Below are 25408 nucleotides of genomic sequence, written 5' to 3'. Positions count from 1 at the left end.
GTATCAGACAAATCGGAAAAGCTGAGATAACCTATACACACGGGGGCCCCCGGTGGCGGAAAGCAACATGGACCGACTCGGGCCGGGCAATCGGGCGGGGCACAGAGGGGCCTGTCAGGAAGAAGACCGTCAGCAGCAGCGCCAGCCAGGCAACGGGCGCAGCATCGGTATACAAAGCATTGGCAAAGGCATCGAGCCAGATCAGCTCATCGCGGCTGTGGGCATGGGTAGGGAACTGCGTCCCCGGCGATGACTTGTACGGGTGCGCGTGGCAAATGATCGTACCATCGGCCAAGCGGTGGGCATGGCGGAAAACGACGCCGTTGGTTAGTACCGCGAGGTACAAACCAAGCAGCAAACGGGCTAACCCAAACCGATAGTGTTCCAGCACCAACACGCAGATACAGACGTAAAATGGGGTGAATGCGTAAAAATATCAAATAGACTTCAAATCCAACTATCTAATATACAGACATACTACTTAAAATTCTGGCACATAACTTGATATGATGTCTGATTGTGTAGGAAACAGGCGAGGACTATATTTAAAACTTATATGTTCTGGTAACCTTCACTCATTCAAACTTTTTGATTTTAATCTTGTTTTTGTATTAAGGCAAGGTTAACTTTGAATATGAAAAGAGCATCGTTTTAGAACAGCCCACTCAGAAGATGCCAAAGTTGCTTTACCGTAAACTTAACTATACTCTCTTACCACTTTAACCGATGAGAAACGTTCGATTGTATATGATTTTTCAGTGGGCATTCTTTCTACCCATTATCTTGCCCCTCTGCCTGGCATACGGTGCGCTACGGGGTGCCATCCAGATGGCCGAACGAGTGATGGAACAGATTGTGACCGATGTTATTCCGCATAGCGAGACGCAAACCACAGTTGACAAGTATCAGATGTAAGTTTTCTCAGCATAATTGACAAAGCCGACTGCTCCCGGGAGCAGTCGGCTTTGTCAATTATGAGCCTTACCCAAAGATGAAATCCATGTTTTTGTCTTTGTAATTTTCATCGTCGAGTTCGAGAAATTCTTCCCAGAACGGATCGGCCGGCAGCGCTGCTTTACAAATAAGCGGCTCTTTTTTGACCGGGTGCAGAAAATAAAGCCGCCGGGCATGCAGGTAAATCTTCTTGTCGGCAACGGCCCGGTCGTACCCGTATTTGACGTCGCCCCGGATCGGGCAACCCATATGCGCCAGCTGCGACCGAATCTGGTGGGGCCGGCCGGTGACAGGCGTTACTTCCAGCAGGTAGTGTTCATTAATGCGTCCCAGCACCCGATACGAGAGTTCGGCCCGCTGCGAGTTGGGAGCTTCGTACTCGTAGACGGTTACCTGGTTCTTCTGCTCATCTTTCACCAGCCAGTTAACAAGCTTATCAGTAGTTTTGGGCGGTTTCTGCCGAACAACGGCCCAGTAGGTTTTCTGCACCTGGCGCTTCCGGAAAATCTCGTTCATACGTTCCAGCGCCTTTGACGTACGCGCAAACACGACCAGGCCGCTAACCGGCCGGTCGAGTCGATGAACCAGCCCCAGAAATACCTCTCCCGGCTTGTTGTATTTCTCCTTGATGTACTCTTTCAGTACAGTCAGCAGGGTGGTGTCGCCGGTGCGGTCGCCCTGCACCAGTATACCCGGCTCTTTATTGACAATGAGCAGGTGATTGTCTTCGTATATGACCTGAAATGGTTTCTTCTTCATGCTGTATCGTGCCTACTGTATCATGGTCGCTGAGCGTATATCGCCCCACAATCAGACTATATTATGTAGTTTAACTTAATAAGCTTCCTTCTCGTTCGGGAAGTCGCTGGCTTTCACGTCATCAACATAGTGCGCAATAGCCTCGGTCATAATGGTATGCAGGTCGGCATACCGGCGCAGGAAGCGGGGTTTAAACTCATTGGTAATGCCCAGCAGATCATGCACGACCAGAATCTGTCCGTCGGCATCGGGCCCGGCACCAATACCGATGGTGGGGATAACCAGACTTTGGGACACTTTTTTGGTGAGAGCCGCCGGTATTTTCTCCAGTACCAGGCTGAAGCAGCCTACCTCCTGAAGCATGTGGGCATCGTCGATCAGTTTCTGCGCTTCGGCCTCTTCTTTAGCCCGTACCGCGTAGGTTCCGAACTTGTAAATGGACTGGGGTGTCAGGCCCAGGTGGCCCATAACCGGTACACCCGCGCTTAACACCCGCACGATCGATTCCTTGATTTCCAGGCCGCCTTCCATCTTCACGGCATGAGCCCCCGATTCTTTCATGATGCGGATAGCAGACCGGAGGGCTTCTGACGAGTTGCCCTGATACGAGCCGAAAGGCAGATCGACCACCACTAACGCCCGCTTCACCGCCCGCACCACCGATGACGCATGGTAGATCATCTGGTCGAGGGTGATGGGCAGCGTTGTCTCGTGACCCGCCATAACGTTCGAGGCTGAGTCGCCGACCAGAATCAGCTCAACACCGGCGGTATCGACGGCGCGGGCCATGGAGTAATCGTAAGCCGTGAGCGCAGAGATTTTCTCCCCTTTATTCTTCAGCTCCTGAATGGTGTGCGTCGTAATGCGCTTTATGTCGGGGTTATGGACAGACATACCGTCAAGTTTCAGTGTACAGGTTTCGATAAACGAATACCGACCGCAAAAGTACGGCTTTTACGATCGGTATTCGTTATGGGTGTCTGGACTGTATCGGTACGCTGTTTACCGGGGAGCCAGCCACGATTCGGGGTTGAGCTTGGTAAACTCTTTCCAGATCTGAAACTGGATTTCGGAGACGCCATTTTTGTCGGTCGCTACGGTGCCGATGGTTTCGCGGGCTTTGACGCGCTGCCCCACCCGCACCGAGACGCTCCGCAGTTTGGCATAGACCGTAAAGTAGTTCCCGTGCTGAATGGCCACGACGTTGTTCATGCCCGGCATATTGGCTACGTCCTGTACAATGCCGTCATAAACCGACCGAACGCCTTCGCCCGCGTTGGTCTGAATATCCACTCCCTGGTTTTCTACGTAAATGCCTTTGAGGACCGCGTGCGGTCGGCGGCCAAAGTGGTCGGAGACGAAACCGCGACCAACGGGCCAGGGCAGCCGCGCCCGCGACGAGGCAAATGACGAGGCCAGCGCGGTTTCTTCGTCGTTCAGGTTGTTGTTACGCCGTTCGTCAGGTTTGGGCGGAGCAGGTTCCGGATCGGCGGGGCGTTCTACCTTGGCTACGTCGGCTGGGTTTGGTTTTTCGCCAGCTTTTTCGGCGGCTGCCACGGCGGCTTCGGCTTTCTTGCGCTCGGCTGCTTTCCGGGCCGCTTCCAGCCGCGCTACCCGCTCGATGCGTTCGCGTTCGGCGCGTTCGCGGGCCTCTCGCTCGGCGCGTTCGCGGGCTTCGCGGGCAATGATGCGGGTGATCATCGACTCCAGCTGGCTAACGGCCCGTCGGCTTTCGGCCAGTTCGGTACGCAGTTCGGTTTCTTTCTGACCGAGGGCTTTAACGACCTGGTTTTTCTCTACCTTCAGCAGCTCGAGCTTTTTGGTCTCACTCATCTTCACCACCAGGGTGCCGCGTTGCTGCTGGCGCTTGCGCTGGGTAGTCTGCTGCTTGCCCTGTAGCATGGTCTGCACATTGTTCATCTGGCGGACCTGGCTCTGGCGCGCGTCGGAGTACTGGCGCAGGTATCGGTACCGGGCTACCAGCTGGTTGAAGTTGTCTGAAGCGAACAGAAAACCAAGTGGGTTAACCTGCTGCCGGCGTTTGTCAGCTGCGTAGACCATGGAACCGTACTCATCCTTGAGCTTTTCGAGGTCGCGGGTCAGGGCCCGGCTGGCCTGTCTGAGTTCGGCAATTTCGGATTCGGTCAGTTGGAGGTCTTTGTTCAGCAGCCCAATCTGGCGCGACTGGGTCTGAATTTGCTGATCGAGGGCTTTCAGCTGGCCCATGCTCACCTGTTTCTCGGACGCCGTCTGTTTAAGTACGGTCCGGATCTGATTCATTTTCTCGATATTCTGCTTTTTCTCTTTCTCCAGCGCCTGCCGGCTGCGCTGTGTTTGCTGGGCAATAGCCGCTGGCGGCTGCATCAGACCAAGCAGCAGCAACGAACCGACCAGCAGCCAACGAAGAGAGAGGAACAGGAGCGGGATACGCATAAACAAAAATTCAGTTGTCAATTTTCGGCGGTCATACATCGGCATAAGGCGTGGCCATAGACCGGGCAGGGGCGCCGAAAAACTTGTTTATGGCCGCCTTTTATAGCTGGCCGGAATGGTAAATGGAAACCCAGGGGTTTTCTCGATCAGTTCAACCTTGCTGTGCTTGATCCGCAGCAGCGTCTGGTAAAACTGGCCGTCGGTTTTCGATTGGTAATCGAGCGTAACGAGGCTGGTATACGGAAACAGGAAGTTGTTGAGCGATGTGAAATCTTCGTAGTCGAGCCGCAGTGTATTCTTGGTAGGCTGCTCGGTAACCATCAGTTTTTTCAGCTTTCGATCCTCCTCGCCGATGTAATTTTCTACCAGCACTTTACCCTCACTCTGCCGCAGTAGCAGGTAATCGCGCTCGTTCTTGATTTTCTGAGCCGGGCGCTTGGGCAAGGGTAAATTGCCGACTATGAGCGCCTGCAAGAGCTGGAAGTTCATGGCAAAGTTAAACTGCCGGCTCAGCGTCGGAAAATCGTAGACCGAGTACTCGCCGTGAATCTTATCGACAATAATGATGGAGTCGCGGGTGATCAGGCCCCGAACGGCTTCGATACCCAGTTTACTGACCGACAACCAGATCAGGCTGTCTTTGCGAACCCGCAGGTTGATGTTGGCATTGTCGATATCCTGCTGGGGGCTTTTAAACGATATCTTGGAGCGGGCCGTCAGATACCGGAAGTCGATTTCGGCCACGTTGGTCCGGGCTTCTTCGATACCGGGCCGGGCGGGGGGGGCGGTCGTTACTGTATCAGGTGCCACTGGTGCCGGACGCTGAGCCGTTGCCGAATCGGACCGGGTCGTCGGGGTAGTGGTCCCGACGGTGGGGGACGGAGCTGAGCCCGGCAGGTTTCGGCGTCGGCAGCCTTCTGTATGGAGTAAAATGCTCAGTAAGAGAGCAAACAACAGGTATCTATTCATTTATGCGCGTTTCGGTAAGCGGTCCGTTCGGGCTCCGACGGGTAAGAAGCCGGGCGGTCTGCCGCCCATGCTGACAAAGCAACGATCAGAAACCGGCTTTTACAACAGGCCGTTTTACAGCGTGCCGGTAGTAATCTTCTTATCCAGTTCGGGGCCGGTGCCGCCTTTGGCTTTGGCTCGCTTCCATTGCTCGGCGGCCTGTGTGCGTTCGCCAAGCTGGTACAGCACATCGCCGTAATGTTCAATAATGGTCCCGCTTACACCAGCCGGATCGGCCAGGGCTTTTTCGAGATACTGGCGTGCTTTGGCGTAGTCTTTCGACACGTATAAAACCCAGGCGTAGGTATCCAGATAGGTAGCGTTGGTAGGATGACGTTCGACCAGCTTCTGGGCCAGTTGCAGCGCGCGGGGCAGGTTAGCCTTGCGCAGCGACAGAAAGTAGCTGTAATTGTTGAGGACGTGGTCGTTGAGCGGGTCGACTTTAAGCACGGCTTCGTAGGCTTCGTCAGACCTGGCGTGATCGCCCAGGCCGTTGTAGGCGTCGCCCAGCTGGGCCTGAATACCGCGTTTCAGCTCGTTGTTGGTGGTGGCTGCCAGTAGCTTCTGACTTTCTTCGAGGGCATCGACGGCCTGCTGATAACGCCGTTTGTACAGGTTTGCGGAGCCGTTGGAGTACCAGAAGAGGCCCTGCGTTGGGAAGACCTCCAGCGCCTGCTCGGAGTGAACCAGCAAACTATCGACCTGGTTAAGTTCGCCGTCGAGCTGCAGCAGCGACCCCCATACTTCGTAGACCGAGCCGTCGAGCCGGGCCGCCCGGGCGTAGGCGTCGCGGGCTTCGGCTTTCTTGCCCTGCTGCATGAGCAGATCGGCTACCATAATCTGTGACTTGGGGTCTTTGGGGTTCGATTTGGCCAGATCCTGAGCCATTTTGAGCGCATCCTGCTGAGCAGGGGTGTTCTCGCCGGTCAGGCCCACGTAGCTGGACAGGATCCGGGCTTTCAGGCCGGCTTCCAGATTCGGGTTGGCAAACACCTGGTTAAGCTCCTGCGTAACCCGGTTCATATCCCCTTTTTTGCGGTAGATATCGGCCAGCAGCACGTGCGCCTGGGGCAGGTCGGCATTTAGCTTGAGCGCGCGGTCAATCCAGGTAATGGCCTGATCGGAGCGGTCGTTGGCAATGAGCAGTTCGGCGCCTTCGAGCAGGTATTCCGGGTCGCCGGGTTCTGACTGCACCAGTTTTTCGGCTTCTTCGACGGCCTTGTCAATTTTGTTCTGTTTGAGGTAGATGCGCTGCTTCTGGCGGGTAATCTCTTCGTTCATGCCCAGCTCGCGTTCAACCCGTTCGTAGGCTTCGAGCGCTTTGTCGGGTTTGTCGTCGAAGAGGTAGATCGCGGCCAGCTCGACGCCATATTCGGCGTTTTCGGCTCCTTTTTTAACGAGCACTTCGTAGAGTTCTTCGGCTTCGCTGTACCGCTTCTGCTTCACGTAGAGTTCGGCCAGTACCAGGGCGTAGAACTTATTACCGGCGTCGAGCGAGTGGGCTTTGGTGGCGAAGGGGATGGCTTCCGCCGTTTTGCCCATCTTCATCAGGGCGCTGGCCGTAGCGTACTGGGCGGCTGCGTTACCGGGGTTTTTCTGGAGTACCTTGCCAAACTGCGTAACGGCTTTTGACGGCTCGTCGGTCATCAGAAAACGCATGCCGTCGGCAAACAGCGTTTCCTCTTCCATCCGAACGGTTGTGGTGGAGCTGGCTTTGGCGAGGCTGGTATCGGCTTTGGTTTCGGCACGCTTTCGCTGGGCTGACGCTGGCAGCAGCCCGATACTCATCAGCAGCCCCAGCCCGATGGCCCATCCTCTGACCGATCGGTTGCGATATACGTTGATTAGTGGATTCATGCTGGTCGGTACCTTATCGTGCGTATCTCTAAAAACGCGGCTTGGTTGGTTCTATTGCGGCTTTATCGCGAATAAGTCCTTTAAACAAAGGTAGTTCAAAATAACTGATAATTGCTGTCTCGGGCGGGCGGCTAACAGTTTGCCGATTTACGGGTTAGGTTATCAACACGTATTCATGGCTCAACAACCAAACAGCTCGTATGACAACCCAGGAACCACAATCTAAAGTCGAAACCCTATACACGGCTACGGTCAGCAACGTTGGCGGGCGCGAAGGCGACGTAAAATCGCTCGATGGCGTTCTGGAGCTGGATGTCCGCCGGCCTATCGAGATGCATGGCGAAGGAAAAGCCGCCAATCCGGAAATGCTGTTCGCTGCGGCTTACAGCTCATGCTACAACGGAGCGCTGATGGCTGTGGCCGAGCGCCGTAAAGTAATTTTGCCCCAGCACGCGGTAGAAGTCAGCATCTCGCTCAATAAAGACGGCAACAACATGTTCCTGTCCGGGAAGATCGTCGTGAAGGCGCCCGGCATGGATAAGGAGCAGCTGCAGCAGCTGGCCGAAACGGCTCATGCGGTATGTCCATACTCCAAAGCCGTTAAAGGCAACATGGACATGGCCATCGAAGTGATGATCTAGCCGACGGCAGTGTAATGAAAAAGGCCGGGCCAGCAGATCAACTCTGTTGGCCCGGCCTTTTTCTATGCGTGATCAGCCAACGGCGTCGTAGATCTGCACGCGTTCCCAGAGGTGGCGACAGCTGTCGACAAACGCCAGGTGAACCGGATGAACCTGGTAGGCATCGTGGGCCGCCTGGTCGGTGAAGACAAACGTCAGCGAGAAGGCGTAGGTGTGATCAATGACAGGGCGCCGGGTATCGGCCGGGGCGCCAATGTACGCAGCCGAGATGTCGCTTATTTCTCTGAGCGTTTCGAGACCAGCCCGGAGGGCGGTGCGGTCGTCCTGGCTTTCGGGGCGATTGAGCCAGAAGAATACGGTATGAACAAACATAGCATAAGTCGGTAAGTTGGCAAGTTAATCAGTCTGCCAGACTTTGCCAGTTTCCGGGTGCCCGACCTATCGAGTTGCCCACTAGTTAAACTTCTCCAGCTGTTTTACCAGGACGCCGAAGTCTTTCGGATAGGGAGCTTCGAAGGTATGTTCCGTACCGTCGAGCAGGGCAAACGTGAGCGAGTGGGCGTGGAGTGCTACCCGCTGAATCAGCGGCAGCTCTTCGGTGCCCTGCTTCAAATTGAATTTCCGTTTCACGTCTGACAGAAACACGGGCTCTCCCCCGTAGGTCGGGTCGTTGACGATGGGCGCTTTGAGGCACATCAGGTGGACCCGGATCTGGTGCATTCGCCCCGTCACGGGCATACACTCGACGAGCGTTGTGGTTCGGTAAGCCTGCAGCGTATTGAAAATGGTTTCGGCTACTTTGCCTTTCTCCCGGTCAATCCGCACGGCGGTTCCGTCTTTGATGGGTGAGATGGGCAGGTATACCGAGATGCCCTCAAAATTATGAACGCCGTTTACAACGGCATGGTAGCGTTTAGTCACCTCGCGGTGCTCAAACTGCATGGCCAGGTGCCGGTAGGCATCGGGGTGTTTGGCGATAGCCAGTATGCCCGAGGTTTCTTTATCCAGCCGGTGGCCCAACTGCGCATCGGCGTGATAGGCCTTTGCCAGTCGGATAATACTCTGGCCGCTCCGGTCGGTGGTTCGCTCATCGAGCGAAGCCACGTGGGGCGGTTTGTTGATGAGTATGTAATCGTCGTTCTCAAAAACGATGAGTGATTCGAAGGATAGTTTCATGAATTGAGGGTTGTGGGTCTGCGTTCGTGATCAGGCGGCTGAGGGGTCAACGAATCCATAGATCGGCTCAACACGAAGCAAACACAAAAAGCCCCCTCCGATGCGGAAGAGGCTCGTGAATGCCGATGGTATCGACTTATAGCGACAGCGTACCGCGTTGGTAAGCCTTGCGGAGCGTTACTTCCAGACCGTTTTTGTTGATGGTCTTGATGGCCGATGTAGCCACACGAAGCGTAACCCACTCGCCGGTTGATTCGACGAAGAAACGCTTCTTCTGCAGGTTCGGATAGAACTTGCGCTTCGTTTTATTATTGGCGTGAGAAACGTTGTTTCCCGACCGCGTGCGTTTTCCTGTGATTTGACAAATTCTGGCCATTACCGTACTCGTTTTCCGTATGAGGGCGCAAAATTGGCTAATTTATTCATAATCTGCAACTCACTTCTCCTTTTTTTTATATCCATAGGGGCAGTGGCGGCAGCCGTTCTTGCAGCAATAGCCACGCTTGAGATGATAAGCCTCCGTAAAAACTACGAAGCCTTCGGGGGTGTAATAATAATCCTCATCGGCCAGGCCGGGGATCTTCTTTCTGGGTTGGTGGGGCAGCATCGCTTTTGGGCGTCTGTCAGAGAAGCCGTATTTTTGAGGGAAACCGACTGTTCAGTCAGTTGGTTGCAAAATAGGTCAGCTGATTTTAGTAATCGGCTGACAATTAACGGCTACACGTATGGATACATTGATTCCCACCACCTCGGCTACGGACCGGGCTATTGAGTTAGAGTGGCAGTACGGCGCCCACAACTACCACCCCATTCCGGTTGTATTATCGCGGGGAAAGGGCGTTTATGTCTGGGATGTCGAAGAAAAGCAGTATTTCGATTTCCTGTCGGCCTACAGTGCCGTGAGCCAGGGCCACTGCCACCCGCGTATCATCAACACGCTGATCGAGCAGGCGCAGCGCCTGACGCTGACCTCGCGGGCTTTCTACAACGAAAAAGCTGGCCTCTGCGTCCGCTTTTTGTGCGAGTACTTTGGCTACGACAAAGCGCTGATGATGAACTCGGGCGCCGAAGCGGGCGAAACAGCGCTCAAACTGACCCGCAAATGGGCCTATAAAGTCAAAGGTATTCCGCAGAACCAGGCCAAAACCGTTTACGCAGCCGGTAATTTCTGGGGGCGTACGCTGGCCGCCATATCGTCGTCGACGGACCCGAGCAGTACCAACGATTTCGGTCCACTGCTGCCGGGCTATATCATTGTTCCGTATAACGACCTCAATGCGCTGGAAGATGCGTTCCGGAGCGACCCGAACATTGCCGGGTTCATGGTCGAGCCGATCCAGGGCGAAGCGGGGGTGCTGGTGCCCGACGAAGGGTACCTGCGTGGCGTTCGTGACCTCTGCACCCGCTATAACGTGCTTTTCATTGCCGACGAAGTACAAACAGGGATCGGCCGGACGGGTAAACGCATCTGCTGCGATCATGAAGACGTGAAGCCCGACCTGCTGGTGCTGGGTAAAGCCCTGTCGGGAGGAACCATGCCCGTATCGGCGGTGCTGGCTTCGGACGAGGTGATGCTGACCATCAAACCCGGCGAACACGGCAGTACGTACGGCGGCAACCCGCTGGCCTGCGCCGTAACGATCGAAGCCCTGAAGGTGGTAGAGGAAGAAAAACTGACCGAAAATGCCGCGGCCATGGGTGAGATTTTCCGGAACCGCATGACCGGGCTGATCCAGAAAACCGATCTGGTCAAAGCCGTACGGGGCAAAGGCCTGCTGAATGCCATCATCGTGGCAGAGCGTCCTCAGTTCGGCGACGAAACGGCCTGGGAGATCTGTATGAAACTCAAGGACAACGGCCTGCTCTGTAAACCTACCCACGGCGACAAGATCCGGTTTGCGCCCCCGCTCGTCATCAACAGCGAGCAGATGCACGAAGCCTGCGACATTATCGAAAAGACGATTCTGGATTTTTAGAAGCTGGAGCCAACGAGAAGGAGGACGCGTCGATCGACGTGTCCCCCTTCTCGTTGGTTATTCTCTTGAGACCGGCTGCCCATTTTTGAAGACGCCCGAGAACCGGGCGCCGTCGGCAAAGGTGTAGGTGCCTTTGCCGTTGGGTACGTTGCGGGCAAACCAGCCTTCGTACCGGTCGCCGTTGCGGTAGTAGTACACGCCGTAGTCGGTGCGGAGGTTGTCGCGGAAATTGCCCCGGTATTTCAGCTTCCCGTCGGGGTAGTATTCGGTGCCTTCGCCGTGTTTGTCGCCTTCTTCAAACTCGCCCACGTAGCGTTCGCGGGTTGGGTACACAAATACGCCCTTCCCGTCGGCACAGTCGCCCGAGACGCAGCCGACGGCCATACGTACGGGAGCCGCCGGGGCTTTAGCTACGACCGGTGGCCGCACAACGGGGGAGGTCATGCCCGAATTGGTAACCGGCCTGGGCGCAATAGCAGTGGCGGGTTTGCCGGCCAGTCGATTTTTGGGATACATCGCTTCGGCTTCGAGCCAGCCCTTGCGAATGGCGTCGATCCGGGCGGGTTTGGCGGGGTGGGTGGGAGTAGGGTGTTCGTTGCCCAGTGCCCGAACGGCCACCACCGATTCGTCCAGCGAGGCACCCAACTGATGCAGCACGAAGCCCGAAAACTTATCGGCTTCTATTTCTTTCTGCGGCTGCCCGCCCCGACCATCGATGGTATGTCCCTGCAGGTGATGACCGATCTCGTGGGCCATGATGCTGATGGCCGACCAGTCGGTTTCGGTTTCTTCTTCGATTCCCTGCATGAAAGCCGCATCGTAGACGATAAACCGCTGCCCTTTCAGCACCGTAGCGAAACAGTTATCGGTGTTGGAACACTCTACCACCTTGAAGTTGCGCATCAGCCCGATGGGTCTGAGAATCCGGTCCACAACGCGTTCGGCGTGACCGTTAGAGGCCGTAGCCTGGTTGCAGACGACCTGCGGACTGGTGCTCCGCCCGGTGTAGTTGCAGATGAAGTTTTCGGGCCGGTTCAGGATGCCGGCTGACTGGGCCAATAGCGGGCCAGCAGCGACCACGCTCAATAAAAGGACTGATAGAGAGGATACCGCTTTCACTGTAAACCGGATGGGGTTATTCGTTCAACACGGCTGAATAACGACGGCGGTTTATACTTTATTGGCTGAAGCGGTTCTGGCTGTTATCGTGAGACACCGGCTGCGCTGATGGCCGTTCATTGGTCCTACTTAAAGACCTGCTTGCTGACTTTCCCTTTGGCGCCCACGGCATAGCAGGTACCCTTCAGGCAGGCTACGGCGTGGAACCCTTCGGTATCGAGCCGTTGCCAGGTCTGGCCCTGATCGGCCGATAGGCTGGTACCCGTCGGACCTACGACCAGCAGCCGGTCGCCGGGCAGTAGCGCCACGGCTTCTTTCAGGCCGGGCGGGTTGGTTTCGGTCAGCCGCTCCCAGGTCTGGCCCCCGTCGCGGGTGATGGCTGCGTTGGGGCCGGGCTGGCTCTCTGCTTTGTAATTGCCGCCTACGACCACTCCTACCTTCTCGCTGAAGAACCGCATGCCGAACAGGCCCGTTGCCTCACCGGCGGGCAGGGGCGTAGTGGTAACCGTCCAGCTGCGGCCCCGGTCTCTGGACCGAAATACACGACCGCTCGTAGAACCGCCTGATGCAATCCAAACATTTCGTTTGCCCTGAACGACCAGGCTGGTACCGCTGGCGGCAAAGGCTGCTTCGCCGGGCTGCATGAGGGGCAGGTTCCCCGGTGGTACCGGCTGCCAGGACTGGCCACCGTTATCGGTCGTGAGAACCACCCATTTGTTATCGACCGGATCGCTGAAAACGATGCCGTGCTGTTTGTCCCAGAAATCCAGGCCGTCGAAAAATACGCCCGGCTGCTGCGTCTGATACACCAGCGACCAGGTCTGGCCTGCATCGGTCGTTTTGTAGAGTCGGGCCTGTCCTTTCTCGGCCGGACCAGCGCTCATCAGCAAGGCCGTCTGGGCATCGATAGCCTGAACATCGCGGAAGTCGCAGTCCTGGGCGTTGGGAACGGTACCGGTTTGCCAGGTCTGGCCCCCGTCTGTGGTGCGAACGAAGGTGCCTTTTGAACCGCCCAGCCAGACAACATCGGGGCTGGCCATACTGACCGACCGGAAGTGGGCGTCGGTCTGTACCGATTGCGGTTGCCACTGCGCCAGTACAGACGTGATGGGGAGCAGAAACGCGAGAAGCAGGCTACTGAAAATCTTCATAAAACGGGTCTTAACACATGCGTGTAGCCGGTGGCCGGTTGGTCAGGGCGCTCAGGGGAGCCGGCCGGCGGGTGCCGTTTGCTGAACGGTGGCTTTGAGCCGTTCGATCTCCTGCTCCTGACTACTGGCCTTGAAATAGTAATAGAGCCCCAGAATCAGGAAGACCTTTGAGAGAATGAATACCGCGATAAAGGCCGTACGCCAGTGTTTGTGTACCTGAATGTGGGTATTGCTGACCTCGACATCGATATAGGGTGATCTGGCTGGTTCGGGGGCCGGTGGCGGGGCCTGGGTGCGTTGCTGGGGTTCCCGCTTTTGAATTTCCGTACCGTTGATGCGCTGCCAGATGGCCGAGTCGAGGTTGGGCGGGGGCGGCACCGCGTTTTTTTGCAGATAGTGCTCGAGACCTGCTTCTACCTCTTCGATCTGCGCCACAAGATCAGGATCTTCGGCCAGTAGCCTTTCCAGCTCCTTTTTCTCTGCTTCGGTCGATAAACCCGCCAGATATGGCTTCAGGAGTGTATGGATCAAATAATGATTGGTAGACACAGATTCAGGAGAATTAGTACGGCGATGGGTAAGCTAAACAAATATCGCCAGTAATTACAACTAGTTGCATAACCACTTTATTACAAAAATTACTCCACTCAGGTTGTAGAATTTTGCGAAAATACGTCATAACGCGCTAATTAAGGCTCATACCGGCGTCGGATGCTGGTCGTCATGACCTGATAGATCTCCGACAGGCGGGGCTGATCGGTCAGTAACTGAAGGTGACTTTCAATGGTGCCCAGGTCGCCCCGGCGGGCCGGACCCGTCTGCACGTCGGCGGGGTTGTCGGCGGCAAGGGCTTTCCTGACAGTTTCGGTAATGAGCGGGCGGAGCAGATCGAACTCCAGTCCCTGGGTCGTGGTGAGGTCATGCGCCACCGCCAGCAGATGGTTGGTGAAGTTGCAGGCAAATACCGCCGACATGTGCAGCACCCGGCGTTCGTCGGAAGTGAGTACGTAGACCACGTCGCTGAGCTGCTGGCCTAGTTGAACCAGCGTTTCTTCCGTGGCGGTGTCGGCGGCTTCCAGGCAGAGCGGAATTTCGTCGAAGGGCATGAAGGTAATGCCACGGCTGAAGGTCTGCAGCGCGTAAAGAACTCCCGCCCGCACCGGAACGTCGCTGTATATACTGAGCCACTGACTCAGCGAATCGAGCGGCATACTGCCCGACGTATGAACGACCAGCGCATTTTCGGGGAGTACCAGCCGCGAGCAGACCGTTTCGAGCGCATCGTCCGGAACGGCCAGGACAAACAATTCGGATGGGCTATCGGCAAAATTCAGATCGGAGTGCGTGTGGGCGTCGTATAGGTTACTGACCAGCTGGCGAGCGTGCTGAAGCTGTCGGCTATATACCTCGTTGATGTGATGCCCCGCGTTTTCGAGGGCCGGGGCCAGATGCCAGGCGAGGTTGCCCGCACCGATGAACGAAATTTCCATGGTCAAGTATAGGATTTTTTTGGGTGAAGTAGAGTTTATGGATGTAATGTGGGCGCTAATCGGTGTTCGGTGTCGGCTCAACGCGCCTGTCAGCAAACCGCCCCTGGTACACGTTTGAATAAACAGCTCTTGAGAATAGTCGTTATCATTCCCGCCTTTAACGAAGAGAACTCGGTTGGTTCGGTGGTTCGTGACATTCCGGCCCATCTGGTCGACGAAGTAATCGTTGTTAACAACAACTCCAATGATCAGACAGCCGTAGAAGCGGCCCGCGCCGGAGCCACCGTACTGCACGAACCGATTCAGGGATATGGCCGTGCCTGCCTGCGCGGCATCGCCTATGCTCAGAATCGGCAACAAAAACCAGATGTTGTAGTTTTCCTTGATGCTGACTACTCCGACTACCCGGGCGAGATGCCGGACGTGGTAGCTCCGATTGCTGCGGGCACGGCCGATCTGGTGATTGGATCGCGGGCGCTGGGGCATCGGGAGTCAGGGTCGATGACACCCCAGCAGGTGTTCGGCAACTGGCTGGCAACCACCCTGCTGCGCTGGCTGTATGGCGTTCGCTACACGGACCTGGGCCCCTTCCGGGCTATCCGGTTCGATAGTCTGCTGGCGCTGGGAATGCGGGATACGACCTACGGCTGGACGGTAGAAATGCAGCTGAAAGCGGCCAAACAGGGGTTACGAACAACAGAAGTGCCCGTCAACTACCGCAAACGAATTGGTTTCTCGAAAATATCGGGAACCGTGAAAGGAACGGTACTGGCTGGTTATAAGATCATTACAACTATATTTAAGTATTGGTGAGGGAACGGAACCGGGCTGAACGAATATGTGGACAAGAAACACGCCTATCACCCGACTCTGCCTGCCTACTCAACGTCACGACTGAATCAAAACGAACATGGAAGTGCTGGTGCTTATCCTATACGGGCTGGCGTTGATGCTGTTGTTTCTCTACAACTGCGGTCAGCTAAGCCTGATCATCATCTACCTGCGCACGGAGCGAAAACGGCGTGAGATGATCCAGTCGGCCGATCTGACGCAGCCCGACCGCCTGCCGCGCGTAACGGTGCAGCTGCCGGTCTATAACGAACTGTACGTGGTTGAGCGACTGATCGATGCCGTAGCAAAGCTTAACTACCCCAGCGATAAACTCGACATACAGGTACTCGACGACTCGACCGACGAAACGGTGGCGATCATTGCGGCCAAGGTAGCCGAATACCAACGGCGGGGGCTCGACATCGAGCACGTGCGCCGACCCGAGCGGAAAGGATTCAAGGCGGGGGCGTTAGGCTACGGTCTCGAATTTGCCAAAGGCGAGTTCATTGCCATCTTCGACGCCGACTTTGTTCCCGACCCCGATTTTCTGCTCAAAACCGTTCCGCACTTTGCCGATCCTAAAGTGGCAATCGTACAAACGCGCTGGGAGCACCTGAACGAAGACTTTTCGCTCATGACCCAGCTGCAGGCGTTTGGGCTCAACGCCCACTTTACGATTGAGCAGAGCGGCCGGTATGCGGGTGGGTTTCTAGCCAATTTCAACGGGACGGGGGGCGTCTGGCGGAAGGTAGCCATTGCCGACGCGGGTGGCTGGCAGAGCGATACCCTGACCGAAGACCTCGACCTCAGCTACCGGGCGCAGCTGCGGGGCTGGAAATTCGTATATCGGCAGGACGTTGGGTCGCCCGCCGAGCTGCCGGTGGCCATGAACGCGCTGAAGTCGCAGCAGTACCGCTGGATGAAGGGCGCGGCCGAGTGTGCCCGCAAGCTGTTCGTCAAGGTCCTCCGTACACCGGGCGTGTCCTTATCCGTCAAGATTCATGCGTTTTACCACCTGTTCAGCAGCGCTACCTTTATTCTGGTTCTGGTGCTGGGCGTGATGAGCGTACCGCTGATCTATATCCGTAGTCGGCACCCGGAGTGGGAGTGGGTGTTTTTTATCATCAATCTGTTCCAGTTTAACCTGCTGATTCTGCTGTCGTTCTACGGCATTCCGTTCTGGCTGCTCAAGCGCGAAAGTCCGGCTAAACTGGGCTGGTATTTTCCCATGTATTCGTCGCTGATGATGGGCTTGTCGCTGCACAATACCATTGCGGTTATTGAAGGCTATATAGGTCGCAAAACGCCCTTTGTGCGCACGCCCAAGTTCAACGTCAAAGCCGCTACCGACAGCTGGGCGGCTAACAAGTACGTTAGTCGGCAGCTGAGCTGGCTCACCATGGCCGAAGGCCTGCTGATGCTGTATTTTCTGGGCGGGCTGGTGCTGGCGTTCTACGTCCAGGATTTCCGGATGTTCTTCCTGCACATCATGCTGATGGTCGGGTTCGGGATGGTCTTCGTATATTCGCTCGTCCACGCGGGGCGCCGTCCGGTCGGTCAGCCGGTTGCTCCCCCGCCGTTGCGGACGGTGAGCGCATGACCGTAACTCCTCTTCGTATTGGCTGGCTGGTGGTTTCGGCTGCGGCCTATCTGACACTGGCGTATGCCATACCCCGTCAGGAATTCGGTCTGCTGATCGGGTTGCTGACGGGCTTATTTTTGGGGTATGCGCTGGTTGTCCGGCGTGCCGCAGCGGGGCCGGTCGATCGGTTTCTGTTCGCGTCGGCTATTGGTTTTCGGCTGCTCCTGCTGCTGAGTATACCCTGCCTTTCTGACGACGTATACCGGTTCGTGTGGGATGGGCGGCTGCTGGCCCATGGATTCAACCCGTACCTCTATCTGCCTGCTGCGCTGCCCGGCACCGACATCGCTGCCGCGGCCGGGCTGAACGAGACGCTATTCCGGCAGCTGAACTCACCCGGCTATTTTACCGTATACCCGCCGTTTAACCAGGCGTTGTTCGGCGTGGCGGCCTGGCTGTCGGGCAATAGCCTGTTCTGGAATGTGATCTGGCTTCGGCTACCGATTCTGCTGAGTGAAATCGGCACCCTGTGGCTGATGGCGACGCTGCTGCGTCGGCTGGGTTACCCGCCCAATCTGGCGCTGCTGTACGGCCTCAACCCGCTCGTTATTCTGGAGCTGACCGGCAACCTGCACGTCGAAGCCGTTATGATCTTTCTGGTTCTGCTGGCGGTCTGGTGGCTGGTGCAGGATCGGTGGGTTATGTCGGCGGGGGCGCTGGCGCTGGCGGTGGCTACCAAACTCCTGCCGTTGCTGCTGATCCCGCTCGCCGTTCGCTGGCTGGGCTGGCAGCGGGGCCTGCGCTACGCTCTGCTGACGGGCTTGTTTACCGCCCTTCTGTTTGCGCCCTTCGCCAGCCTCGATCTGGCCCGGAATGTGTTTTCGAGTATCAATCTCTACTTCCAGAAATTTGAGTTCAACGCCAGTGTGTATTACGTGCTGCGGGCCATCGGGTACTGGATCAGGGGCTACAACGCCATCGGGTTGATCGGGGCCTGGCTGTCTGTCACCACCACGTTTAGCCTGCTCTGGATTGCGTTTGCCTGGCGCCGGGTGCCCGTAGCGAGCCAGCTGCTGGCCTCACTGACGCTTTATTTTGCCTTCGCCACCACCGTGCATCCGTGGTATCTGGCCTCGCTGGTGGCGGCTGCGGTCTTTACCCGGTTCCGGTATCCGCTGGTCTGGTCGGCGCTGGTGCCGCTGTCGTATCATACCTACCGAACCCCGGCCTATCAGGAGAACCTCTGGCTCACGGCGCTCGAATACACCCTCGTACTGGCGGTGATGATCGCGGAGATCCGGCAGCCGGCAAAGCCCGAAAAAAAAGCCATCGGCCTGTCGACCAATGGCTTTTCGGAACCAGCCTGAGCCAGCTTAGAACGAATACCGGGCGCCGAGTTGTACCGAGTAGGGCGTTCCGTTTTTCTGCGTTGTACCTACGTTTTCGTTGACCCGATAGGTGTACTGGCGGGTGGCGGGGTTGAAGCCCGTTGGGACCAGCAGCGTCTGGTTGCTGAGGTTGAAGTTACCGCCCCAGTTGCGGGCCGATGTGGCTTCGGTGCCTTTGGTCGTCACGCCATCCAGCGTTTGCCCCAGGAAGTTGGCGAAGTTGAACACATCGACCGATAGCTCCAGCTTCTGGGTCCTGAACGTTTTGAACACCTTCGAGAGCCGCACATCAAACGTGCCTGAGAAGGGGTTTTCGCCCCCGTTGCGGTTGGCAATGGTGCCGAGGCTGCTGCGAATGTAGTCGGCGGCCCGGTTGTCGGGGTTGTCGAGGACGCGCTGCATGGACGTCCGAACGGCCTGGGCCACTTCCGGACTGTTCGGGTTGAAGACAAAGGCCAGATCGTTGTCGTTGCCGGGCCCGCCTACGAAGTCGCCGTTGATATCGCCGTCGACCAGCAGCGAGTAGCGCGTGCCACCCAGACCCGTGAACCGGACGCTGAGCACCAGACCGGCCACCGATGGGGTAGAGCCGTAGGCCACGAGTTTGTGCCGGAACTGGTTGTCGGAGTAATTGATCTCGTCCAGGCTGCGCGGGTCGCTCTTGACCGGCCGGAAGGTAGACGTATTGGCTACGTTGCCGTTGTAGGAAGTGTTGTCGCGGGCATCGTTCCAGGTGTAGCTGAATGCCAGCGACCCATCGCGCGGCAGCCGGATTTCACCGTCGAGTACCAGCGAGAGGGTCTGCAGTTTGGCCCCGTTGGTGAGCATGAGCGTACGGCCCACGGCCTGCGTCTTCCGGCCCAGCACGTTGTTGGTCTGGCCGCTGTTGGGCGCAATGCTGCTGGCCGGCACGAACACCGCCCGGTTGGCTTCGTTGCTCAGGGTAAAGGCGGGCTGATCGACCAGGTTCTGATCGATATATACGTAGTTGTTGACCGTGCGCGTATAGAGCAGGTTGGCGCCTAGGCGAACGTTATCGCCCAGAAAACGGCTGTACGAAATATTGGCTTTGTAGATCGTCGGCACCTGGAAGTTGGGGTCGTTGAGGTTAATGGTCGAAACGACGCTGGTGCCCGATGGTACGCCCGGCGCGGTGTTGGGGTCGCGCCGGTACGAGACGAAGTCGGGGCGCGGTACGGGGTTGGGCAGGCTCGGGTTAGCCGGCCGCGTTACGTCGATGGCCGCTACTTTGGTACCGGTATTCTGGATGTTGTTGACCTGGGCGTAGTTGATCACGTAGGCCGAGAAAGCCCCACCGCCAATCCGGAGAATATCGCGGTTTTTGTTGCCCGGGTTCCAGGTCAGCTGAAACCGCGGCTGAATATTGTTCCAGTCGGTCGGGTTGGCGTCGGTGCGCAGCCCCAGTTCCCGCTCCACCACCGGGTTGTAATCGCCCTTGGTCAGGTAGCTGGTCATGTCCCAGCGCAGACCCGCCTGTACGGCCACGTCGGGGTGCGGGTTGAACTGCACCTGCCCGAACAGCGATGCGTTCAGCACGTACTGCTGCACCGACGGAATGCCGTTGGTGGGTACTTCGCGGGCGTATCGCGACGGATTCAGGTTGTTGAACTCACTCAGGCTGTTGAAAATGAACCGCCCGTTCTGCTCGTTCGAGATATACGTGTCCAGATAGGTCAGCGTATTGTCGGTACCGAAGGCGAAGTTATACCGGCCTTTGTTCCAATAGAGGGTGTTGGCCAGCTGAATCTGGTTTTCCATGTTCCGCTCCGGGGTGAACCGCTGTCCGCCCAGCTGCACCGAGGTTGTGGCCGTGCGGTTGTTGGGCAGCAGCGACCGTACCGTCACGATGGCCCGCGGAATGTTGGCCGATGGCAGCAGGCTGTTGGCTTCGTAGTTCCGGGTGGCATGCTGGTACTGTACTTTCAGTTCGTTGATCAGCGTCGGTTTCAGGGTCGAGCGGAGCGATACGAGGGTGCTGTTTTCCAGCGATTTGAAGCTGCCGTATACCTCGAACAGGTTGATGGCCGAGTTGTCGTTATTGCTGTTGGGGTTGTTCCAGTTGCTGAAGTTGTTCCGGATCGTCAGTACGTTCTTGGGGTTGATCTGCCAGTCGAGCCGGGTAAAGAGCGTATTGGCTACCGTTTGCCGGTTAAACTCGCCTACCTGCTGGGTGTTGCTCAGGCCGTATTTCTCGCGACCAATCGTAATAACACTGTCCAGAACGGCCTTGCTGATACCGAGGGCAATGGCATCTGCGTCGGTCCGGATGTCGGCAATGTAGAACGGGGCCGACTCGGTTTGCCGGTCCAGCGCCACAAAATAGTGAAGCTTGTCTTTGATGATCGGACCACCGAGGCTGAAGCCGTACTGGAAGCGCGAAAAATCGACCGTGCGCACGTTGCCCCGGATGTCGCGCGGGCTCGACAGGCCGTCGGCGTTGTAATAGGTAAACGCGGTTCCTGTAACGGTATTCGTACCCGATTTGGTAACCACGCTGACCGACCCGCCCCCCTGGCGTCCTTTGGTGACGTCGTAGTCGTTGGTGCTGATCTCGAACTCGCGAATGGCTTCGAGCGAGAGCGAATACGGTCCGCTGCCGAGCGCCCCGCTGGTCAGGTTGTTGCGGGCACTGGCCCCGTCGATGAGGTAGTTGGTCGACGACGGAAGCTGACCGCCCACACTACCGCCGTTACTCAGGGGCGACAGGGCCAGCAGGTTGGTAAAACTCCGGTTGTTGACGGGTAGTTTGGCAATGTTATCGGCCGTTATGGCGGTGGTGGCGCCGAGCCGGTCGACGCGGTTTTTGAGGGCGTTTTCGGTAACGCGGATTTCCTGGAGCTCGCTGGCGTTTTCGGTCAGGTCAAAATTTACCGTGAGCTGGTCGCCCTGGTTGATGCGGTAGCCGGTGCGGGACTGGTTAGCGAAGCCAACGTACGAAACGGTAAGGGTATAGGGACCGCCAAGGGGCGTTTGCCGGATGATGAACCGACCGTCGACGTTCGACACGGTGCTGGTCTTGAATCCGGTCGATTCGTTGCGGGCGGTAATGGTGGCGCCGGGCAGGGGTTGCCCATCGGCCGCTTTGATCAAGCCAGTAATGCTGGCATCGGTCGTTTGTCCGTACGTCGCGCTGGTAAGGCACGCTAGTAAACTACATAGGACAAGGCTGAATAAATACGTTAGATGTTTCCTCATGACGAGCGTTGCTGGTTAGTACTGACTCGCAAAAGTCAGGCAGCCCGTCGGGAGGAGTATGTTAAAAGTTAACGCCTTTTCAACTGTTCATACTGGCTTCATACACGAACAGAAATGTTAATAAACCGCCACCGGTTCGGCCAACTCTTTCAGCTTTCTCGACATGGTCTGGCGGGTCGTGCCGGTGAGGTCGGCCAGGTCCTGGAGCGATAACAGGCTGAAGACGTCCGGGTTTTTCGGTTCGCCATAAGCCACGGGTTTGCTGTATTCCCGGCGGAGGTTGGCCAGGCGAGTTTCAATATCGCCACGGGTCATGTGAAGCAGGCGGGTTTCGGCTTTCCACCACCGCCGAACCACGCTGGCGTTGAACCAGTCCGACATGAAGGGGTCGTGGATAATCAGGTGCCTGAAATAAACCGTATCGATCGATACGACTACCAGCCGGGTCAGGGCCTTGGCAAATTCGAAGAACTCGATACCGTTGCCGAGGTAGTTCAGATCGCCGAAAAACTCGCCGGGTTGTAGCACATCGTAGGTAACCCGCTCGCCCTCGGTCGAGTAGCTGCCAATTTTCACGACGCCCTTATCGATCAGGTGAATATGGGTTTGCGGATCGCCGGGCTGGTAAACGAACGCCCCTTTGTCGAAGGTCCGGATGCGTACCTGGTTGAACGCATGGGCCTGACTGAGTAAATATTGCTGTACCGTTGAGCCGTTCATAGAAACTGGTTCGTTGCTCCCGCCAGAACGCAACCAGGCTGCTCCGGCGGTAATGGAGCAACTAAACTACGAACAAAGACCGCCAGAACGGATGGGTTAATAATATGATAACAGACCCGGTCGGCTGCCCGGCCACTCTATCGGACTCTGCCGTTGCGGCTGGCCGGCACAGGAGCCTCTCTGTTACAGCTTCAGCCGTATGCCTGCCTTGTTTAACCGGCCTGTTACCCAGGCGCAGAGGATGGCAAACAACAGGGACTTGAGCAGACCGACGCCCCCGATCAGCAGCCCGTCAGGCAGATGAATAGCCAGTACCGTCGTGAAGGCGTAGGCGAAATACGGCAGGAGATAGCAAAGTAAGGTGTCGGTGCCGGCGGGTTTGATCAGGGTAAACCAACGGGCTTTTTTGCCCACATCGGCGAGCCAGTAGATCGCCGTGAAGGCCAGCAGCGTAAACGCACTGCACAGAAACAGCCAGGCGGGCGTAGCGCCCAGCTTGCTCAGCCCCCAGAAAGGCCGGGTGTATACCGAGAGGGCGATTAGCCCCGCCGAGATCAGCAGAAAAATCAGCGTCATCCGGTTGATGTCGGCCTGGCTATGGTACCGCCGAAAGAGCGTTGCGGCTACCACGCCCCCCATGGTAAGGCCAACCAGCGTGCCTCCGCTGATAGCACCGGGAATGGTCCGGACCAGGTCGGGCAGCAGACCCGCGTGGTCGGCCATACTCAGCAGGGCAAAACCGACCCAGGCCAGTATCAGAACGGGCAGCTGGTCATGAGCGAAAACCGTAACCAGAGCCGCGGCCAGATACGACCAGCCAATGAGCCCCAGAATGCCCCACCAGTGGGTTTCGAACCGGCTCAGCTCCGCGTCACCACCCCGGTATACGAAGGCCAGCACCAGCAGACAGCCAATACCGGTTACTTTGCCAAGACTGGCTGCCCAGGCCGGCCAGGTTTTGGGATAGGCGTTCCAGATCAGGATGAACGACAGACACGACAGCGTATTCCAGACCACCCGCTGCAATCCCGTGGCGGCTTCGTTGATCGACTCACCGTTGACCAGAAAGACACCCATAACCAGCAGCGCCACCGACCGGCTGATCACGTGACCAACCAGCGCCCTGTCGCTACTGCCTTTCTTACGCCGGGCATCGACGGCATACGGCAGCGACATGCCGACGATGAACAGAAAGGCCGGAAAAACGGTATCGGCCAGGCCAATGCCGTCAACGCCCTGAGGTACGTGTTCAAGCCAGGCCGGAATAGCCGTCAGCGACCACAGATCGTTGACGAAAATCATCAGGACCATGGTTACGGCCCGCAGCAGGTCGATGGCCGTAACCCGTACCGGCGCGTCGGAGACGGTTGTGTGTAGCAGGTGGCTTGTTTCTGGCTGGGTCATGTGGCGTGTCGACGGTTTAGGCATCCGTATAAGTATAGTATCCCTAAAGGTATACTGATTAAGCTAAGGCAAGCGATGCTGCCCTGGCCACCCCGATGCTACACTACAGCTTTCGATACATGATATAGGCATTCGTGTAGCCCCGTTGCGCGTGGTTAAATGCCTCCGGAATCTCGCCGATGATGGCAAATCCGAGTTTTTTCCATAGCCGAACAGCCCGCTCGTTGCTCTTGACAACTATATTGAACTGGAGCGCTCTGTATCCCAGTCGTTGGGCTTCCTGAATGGAGTAGGTTCCCAGCTGATGGCCTATACCCCGACCCTCATGCCCGGAAGAGACCATGTAGGAGGCATTGGCTATGTGTGAGCCCAGATCTACCTGATTGTCTTTCAGGATGAACGTTCCTGCCACGTTACCATCAACAACGGCTACGTACGTATGCTTGTCGGAGCCACACCAGTAGGCCAGCATCGTTTCTCTCGACGAATTGGGCGCAAAGCAGTAGGTGTCGCCTGTGGCTATTACCTCTTTGATGATGAGCCAGATGGCTTCCTGATCATCAGCGATGGCCTTACGGATTTCAATCATTGTAGTTACAGGTGGATGTATGGCAGTTCATTATGTATAAAAGCACAACTGAGACGTACAACGAGTCTGGAAAAGTACAGGCTACTACCGTTGATACGCGTTGAGCCAGAGGCTGAGGACCGCCGGGTCGCGCAGGGCTTTCAGATCGCTCTTTACAGTTTTGAGGGCCCGTTTCAAGGCGCGAATGTCGCTGGCGAGGCTGTATTCCAGATTCAGCGTCGAGTTGAGCAGAACGGCGGGCTTGCCGAAGATAGACGCCAGCTGGCTCCTGATCCGGGCCAGTTCATCGTTCAGCTCGTCGGCCTGCTGTTTGAGAATGCGGTTGTAGTACCGAAGCTGCTCATCGACGAGCGTGTCGAGCTGCTGCTGATCGATGCGGTTGAACTCCAGCTGGAGCCGGAGCAGGGCCATGAGGTCGCTTTTCTCGTAGGCCTCCGTTACCCGTTGCATGATAGTGGTCTTGCGCTCCTTCTCGGCTTCGTCGGGCTCGCGGTCGGGGTGAAACGTTTTTACCAGATCCATATACAGCGTCCGAACGGCTTTGGTGCTGTTTCGTTCGTCGAGCTGGCGTTTGGCGTCGCGGGCCTGCTTTTTGGCCGATTTCGCTTTCTGGTTCGCTGGGTCGCCGGGCGGTGGGCCGGCAGACGGCTCTTCGGCTGGCTGGGCCGGTTCCGATTCGGTTGAGATGTCATCGTCGGTGTTCCTGTTACCCGGGTCGTATTTGTCGAGCAGGGGGCGGAGGTCGTCCAGACCGTGTTCATTCACGAGTTCGTCGGCCAGGGTTATGATCTGGTCGATCAGTTTACGCCGTTCCGATCGGGTAGTTTCGGGGCGGTCGCAGGCCCGGTCGAACAGCCGGACCAGCTCGGCCCGCTGCTGGTTGTAGCTGTGCAGCAGCGGCAGGTATTCGGCCCGCAGGCGTTGCTGCAGCGTATGAGCCGATGTCCGGAGGGTAGCGATCTCGGCTTCGAGGGTGCTGATGGTCTCGGTGAGCCGGTTAAACTCCCGCTGCGCTTTCGAGTGGCTGGAGTTGTCGGTGCCGGGGCGGGCAATCCGAATAAGTTGAGATGAAGGAGCCTGCGTCATAAACCAGCCATGTGTGATGAACCGTACA

The 25408-nt window shown here is 57.0% G+C and carries 25 protein-coding genes; 6 read left to right on the top strand and 19 right to left on the bottom strand.

All coding sequences use genetic code 11. From position 1 onward, the window contains the following. Nucleotides 1-31 precede the first annotated feature (31 nt). Nucleotides 32-391: a hypothetical protein gene (locus EQG79_RS17220; protein WP_129602820.1), complete on the bottom strand. Its 360-nt coding sequence runs from the start codon at nt 389-391 to the stop codon at nt 32-34. Nucleotides 392-747: 356 nt separating this feature from the next. On the opposite strand from EQG79_RS17220, the gene EQG79_RS17215 reads away from it, so the two are divergent. Continuing rightward, nucleotides 748-915 carry a hypothetical protein gene (locus EQG79_RS17215; protein WP_165358918.1) on the top strand — a complete coding sequence of 56 codons (168 nt, stop codon included), beginning with the start codon at nt 748-750 and terminating at the stop codon, nt 913-915. A 66-nt stretch (nt 916-981) separates the two neighbouring features. Here EQG79_RS17215 and EQG79_RS17210 read toward each other — a convergent pair whose 3' ends face one another. The 5 genes from EQG79_RS17210 to EQG79_RS17190 all read right to left on the bottom strand — a co-directional run bounded on the left by EQG79_RS17210 (nt 982) and on the right by EQG79_RS17190 (nt 7011). Continuing rightward, a complete protein-coding gene (locus EQG79_RS17210; protein ID WP_077922608.1) occupies nt 982-1713 on the bottom strand; it encodes an RluA family pseudouridine synthase in 732 nt (243 codons plus the stop codon). Nucleotides 1714-1788: 75 nt separating this feature from the next. Further along, nucleotides 1789-2607: a 3-methyl-2-oxobutanoate hydroxymethyltransferase gene (gene panB, locus EQG79_RS17205; RefSeq protein ID WP_129602815.1), complete on the bottom strand. Its 819-nt coding sequence runs from the start codon at nt 2605-2607 to the stop codon at nt 1789-1791. A 108-nt stretch (nt 2608-2715) separates the two neighbouring features. Continuing rightward, nucleotides 2716-4077, bottom strand: a complete 1362-nt coding sequence (locus EQG79_RS17200; RefSeq protein WP_236648828.1) for a murein hydrolase activator EnvC family protein — start codon at nt 4075-4077, stop codon at nt 2716-2718. Between the two features lie 156 nt (nt 4078-4233). After that, the gene (locus EQG79_RS17195; RefSeq protein ID WP_129602813.1) at nt 4234-5115 is read right to left on the bottom strand and encodes a DUF4292 domain-containing protein; all 882 of its coding nucleotides are present in this window, start codon (nt 5113-5115) and stop codon (nt 4234-4236) included. Nucleotides 5116-5229: 114 nt separating this feature from the next. After that, entirely contained in the window at nt 5230-7011 is a 1782-nt protein-coding gene (locus tag EQG79_RS17190) for a tetratricopeptide repeat protein (RefSeq protein ID WP_129602811.1), read from the bottom strand. 200 nt (nt 7012-7211) lie between these two features. Here EQG79_RS17190 and EQG79_RS17185 point away from each other — a divergent pair, with 200 nt between their 5' ends. Then, complete coding sequence (locus tag EQG79_RS17185) at nt 7212-7652, top strand: Ohr family peroxiredoxin (protein ID WP_077922603.1); 441 nt, start codon at nt 7212-7214, stop codon at nt 7650-7652. A 72-nt stretch (nt 7653-7724) separates the two neighbouring features. Here the strand turns inward: EQG79_RS17185 and EQG79_RS17180 are convergent, their stop codons facing one another. The 4 genes from EQG79_RS17180 to EQG79_RS31045 form a co-directional block, all read right to left on the bottom strand. Then, nucleotides 7725-8024 carry a Dabb family protein gene (locus EQG79_RS17180; protein WP_129602809.1) on the bottom strand — a complete coding sequence of 100 codons (300 nt, stop codon included), beginning with the start codon at nt 8022-8024 and terminating at the stop codon, nt 7725-7727. Nucleotides 8025-8105: 81 nt separating this feature from the next. Next, on the bottom strand, nt 8106-8828 hold the full coding sequence (locus EQG79_RS17175) for an RluA family pseudouridine synthase (protein WP_077922601.1): 723 nt from the start codon (nt 8826-8828) through the stop codon (nt 8106-8108). A 136-nt stretch (nt 8829-8964) separates the two neighbouring features. After that, the gene (gene rpmB / locus EQG79_RS17170) at nt 8965-9204 is read right to left on the bottom strand and encodes a 50S ribosomal protein L28 (RefSeq protein ID WP_077922600.1); all 240 of its coding nucleotides are present in this window, start codon (nt 9202-9204) and stop codon (nt 8965-8967) included. Between the two features lie 60 nt (nt 9205-9264). Next, the gene (locus EQG79_RS31045) at nt 9265-9435 is read right to left on the bottom strand and encodes a DUF5522 domain-containing protein (protein WP_170315653.1); all 171 of its coding nucleotides are present in this window, start codon (nt 9433-9435) and stop codon (nt 9265-9267) included. A 118-nt stretch (nt 9436-9553) separates the two neighbouring features. Here EQG79_RS31045 and rocD point away from each other — a divergent pair, with 118 nt between their 5' ends. Next, nucleotides 9554-10804 (top strand): ornithine--oxo-acid transaminase, encoded by a 1251-nt coding sequence (gene rocD / locus EQG79_RS17165; protein ID WP_077922599.1) that lies wholly within the window; start codon nt 9554-9556, stop codon nt 10802-10804. 57 nt (nt 10805-10861) lie between these two features. Here the strand turns inward: rocD and EQG79_RS17160 are convergent, their stop codons facing one another. From EQG79_RS17160 to EQG79_RS17145, 4 genes are all read right to left on the bottom strand, one after another. Beyond that, nucleotides 10862-11884, bottom strand: a complete 1023-nt coding sequence (locus tag EQG79_RS17160; RefSeq protein WP_240699377.1) for a M48 family metalloprotease — start codon at nt 11882-11884, stop codon at nt 10862-10864. A 164-nt stretch (nt 11885-12048) separates the two neighbouring features. Further along, nucleotides 12049-13074 carry a WD40/YVTN/BNR-like repeat-containing protein gene (locus EQG79_RS17155; protein ID WP_129602804.1) on the bottom strand — a complete coding sequence of 342 codons (1026 nt, stop codon included), beginning with the start codon at nt 13072-13074 and terminating at the stop codon, nt 12049-12051. Between the two features lie 51 nt (nt 13075-13125). Then, nucleotides 13126-13605, bottom strand: coding sequence for a hypothetical protein (locus tag EQG79_RS17150; protein ID WP_170315652.1), 480 nt, complete (start codon nt 13603-13605; stop codon nt 13126-13128). Nucleotides 13606-13763: 158 nt separating this feature from the next. After that, on the bottom strand, nt 13764-14564 hold the full coding sequence (locus EQG79_RS17145) for a Rossmann-like and DUF2520 domain-containing protein (protein ID WP_077922595.1): 801 nt from the start codon (nt 14562-14564) through the stop codon (nt 13764-13766). 129 nt (nt 14565-14693) lie between these two features. Between EQG79_RS17145 and EQG79_RS17140 the strand changes: the two genes are divergently transcribed. From EQG79_RS17140 to mptB, 3 genes are all read left to right on the top strand, one after another. Further along, nucleotides 14694-15377: a glycosyltransferase family 2 protein gene (locus EQG79_RS17140; RefSeq protein WP_170315655.1), complete on the top strand. Its 684-nt coding sequence runs from the start codon at nt 14694-14696 to the stop codon at nt 15375-15377. Between the two features lie 97 nt (nt 15378-15474). After that, a complete protein-coding gene (locus EQG79_RS17135; RefSeq protein WP_077922593.1) occupies nt 15475-16995 on the top strand; it encodes a cellulose synthase family protein in 1521 nt (506 codons plus the stop codon). Then, a complete protein-coding gene (gene mptB / locus EQG79_RS17130) occupies nt 16992-18344 on the top strand; it encodes a polyprenol phosphomannose-dependent alpha 1,6 mannosyltransferase MptB (protein ID WP_129602800.1) in 1353 nt (450 codons plus the stop codon). Before EQG79_RS17135 ends, mptB begins: the two co-directional genes overlap by 4 nt. A 6-nt stretch (nt 18345-18350) precedes the next feature. On the opposite strand, the gene EQG79_RS17125 is transcribed toward mptB, so the two are convergent. The 5 genes from EQG79_RS17125 to EQG79_RS17105 form a co-directional block, all read right to left on the bottom strand. Beyond that, entirely contained in the window at nt 18351-21581 is a 3231-nt protein-coding gene (locus tag EQG79_RS17125) for a TonB-dependent receptor (protein WP_129602798.1), read from the bottom strand. A gap of 117 nt (nt 21582-21698) precedes the next feature. Continuing rightward, complete coding sequence (locus tag EQG79_RS17120) at nt 21699-22301, bottom strand: Crp/Fnr family transcriptional regulator (RefSeq protein WP_129602796.1); 603 nt, start codon at nt 22299-22301, stop codon at nt 21699-21701. A 183-nt stretch (nt 22302-22484) separates the two neighbouring features. Then, entirely contained in the window at nt 22485-23705 is a 1221-nt protein-coding gene (locus EQG79_RS17115) for a DUF5009 domain-containing protein (RefSeq protein ID WP_129602794.1), read from the bottom strand. A 103-nt stretch (nt 23706-23808) separates the two neighbouring features. After that, nucleotides 23809-24294 carry a GNAT family N-acetyltransferase gene (locus EQG79_RS17110; RefSeq protein WP_129602792.1) on the bottom strand — a complete coding sequence of 162 codons (486 nt, stop codon included), beginning with the start codon at nt 24292-24294 and terminating at the stop codon, nt 23809-23811. Between the two features lie 84 nt (nt 24295-24378). Then, nucleotides 24379-25380: a hypothetical protein gene (locus EQG79_RS17105; RefSeq protein ID WP_129602790.1), complete on the bottom strand. Its 1002-nt coding sequence runs from the start codon at nt 25378-25380 to the stop codon at nt 24379-24381. Nucleotides 25381-25408: the final 28 nt, after the last annotated feature.

Source organism: Spirosoma sordidisoli, from assembly GCF_004138325.1.
Taxonomy (GTDB): domain Bacteria; phylum Bacteroidota; class Bacteroidia; order Cytophagales; family Spirosomataceae; genus Spirosoma; species Spirosoma sordidisoli.
Note: the sequence above shows the minus strand (reverse complement) of the source record. Positions and strands in the feature narration are given on the sequence as shown.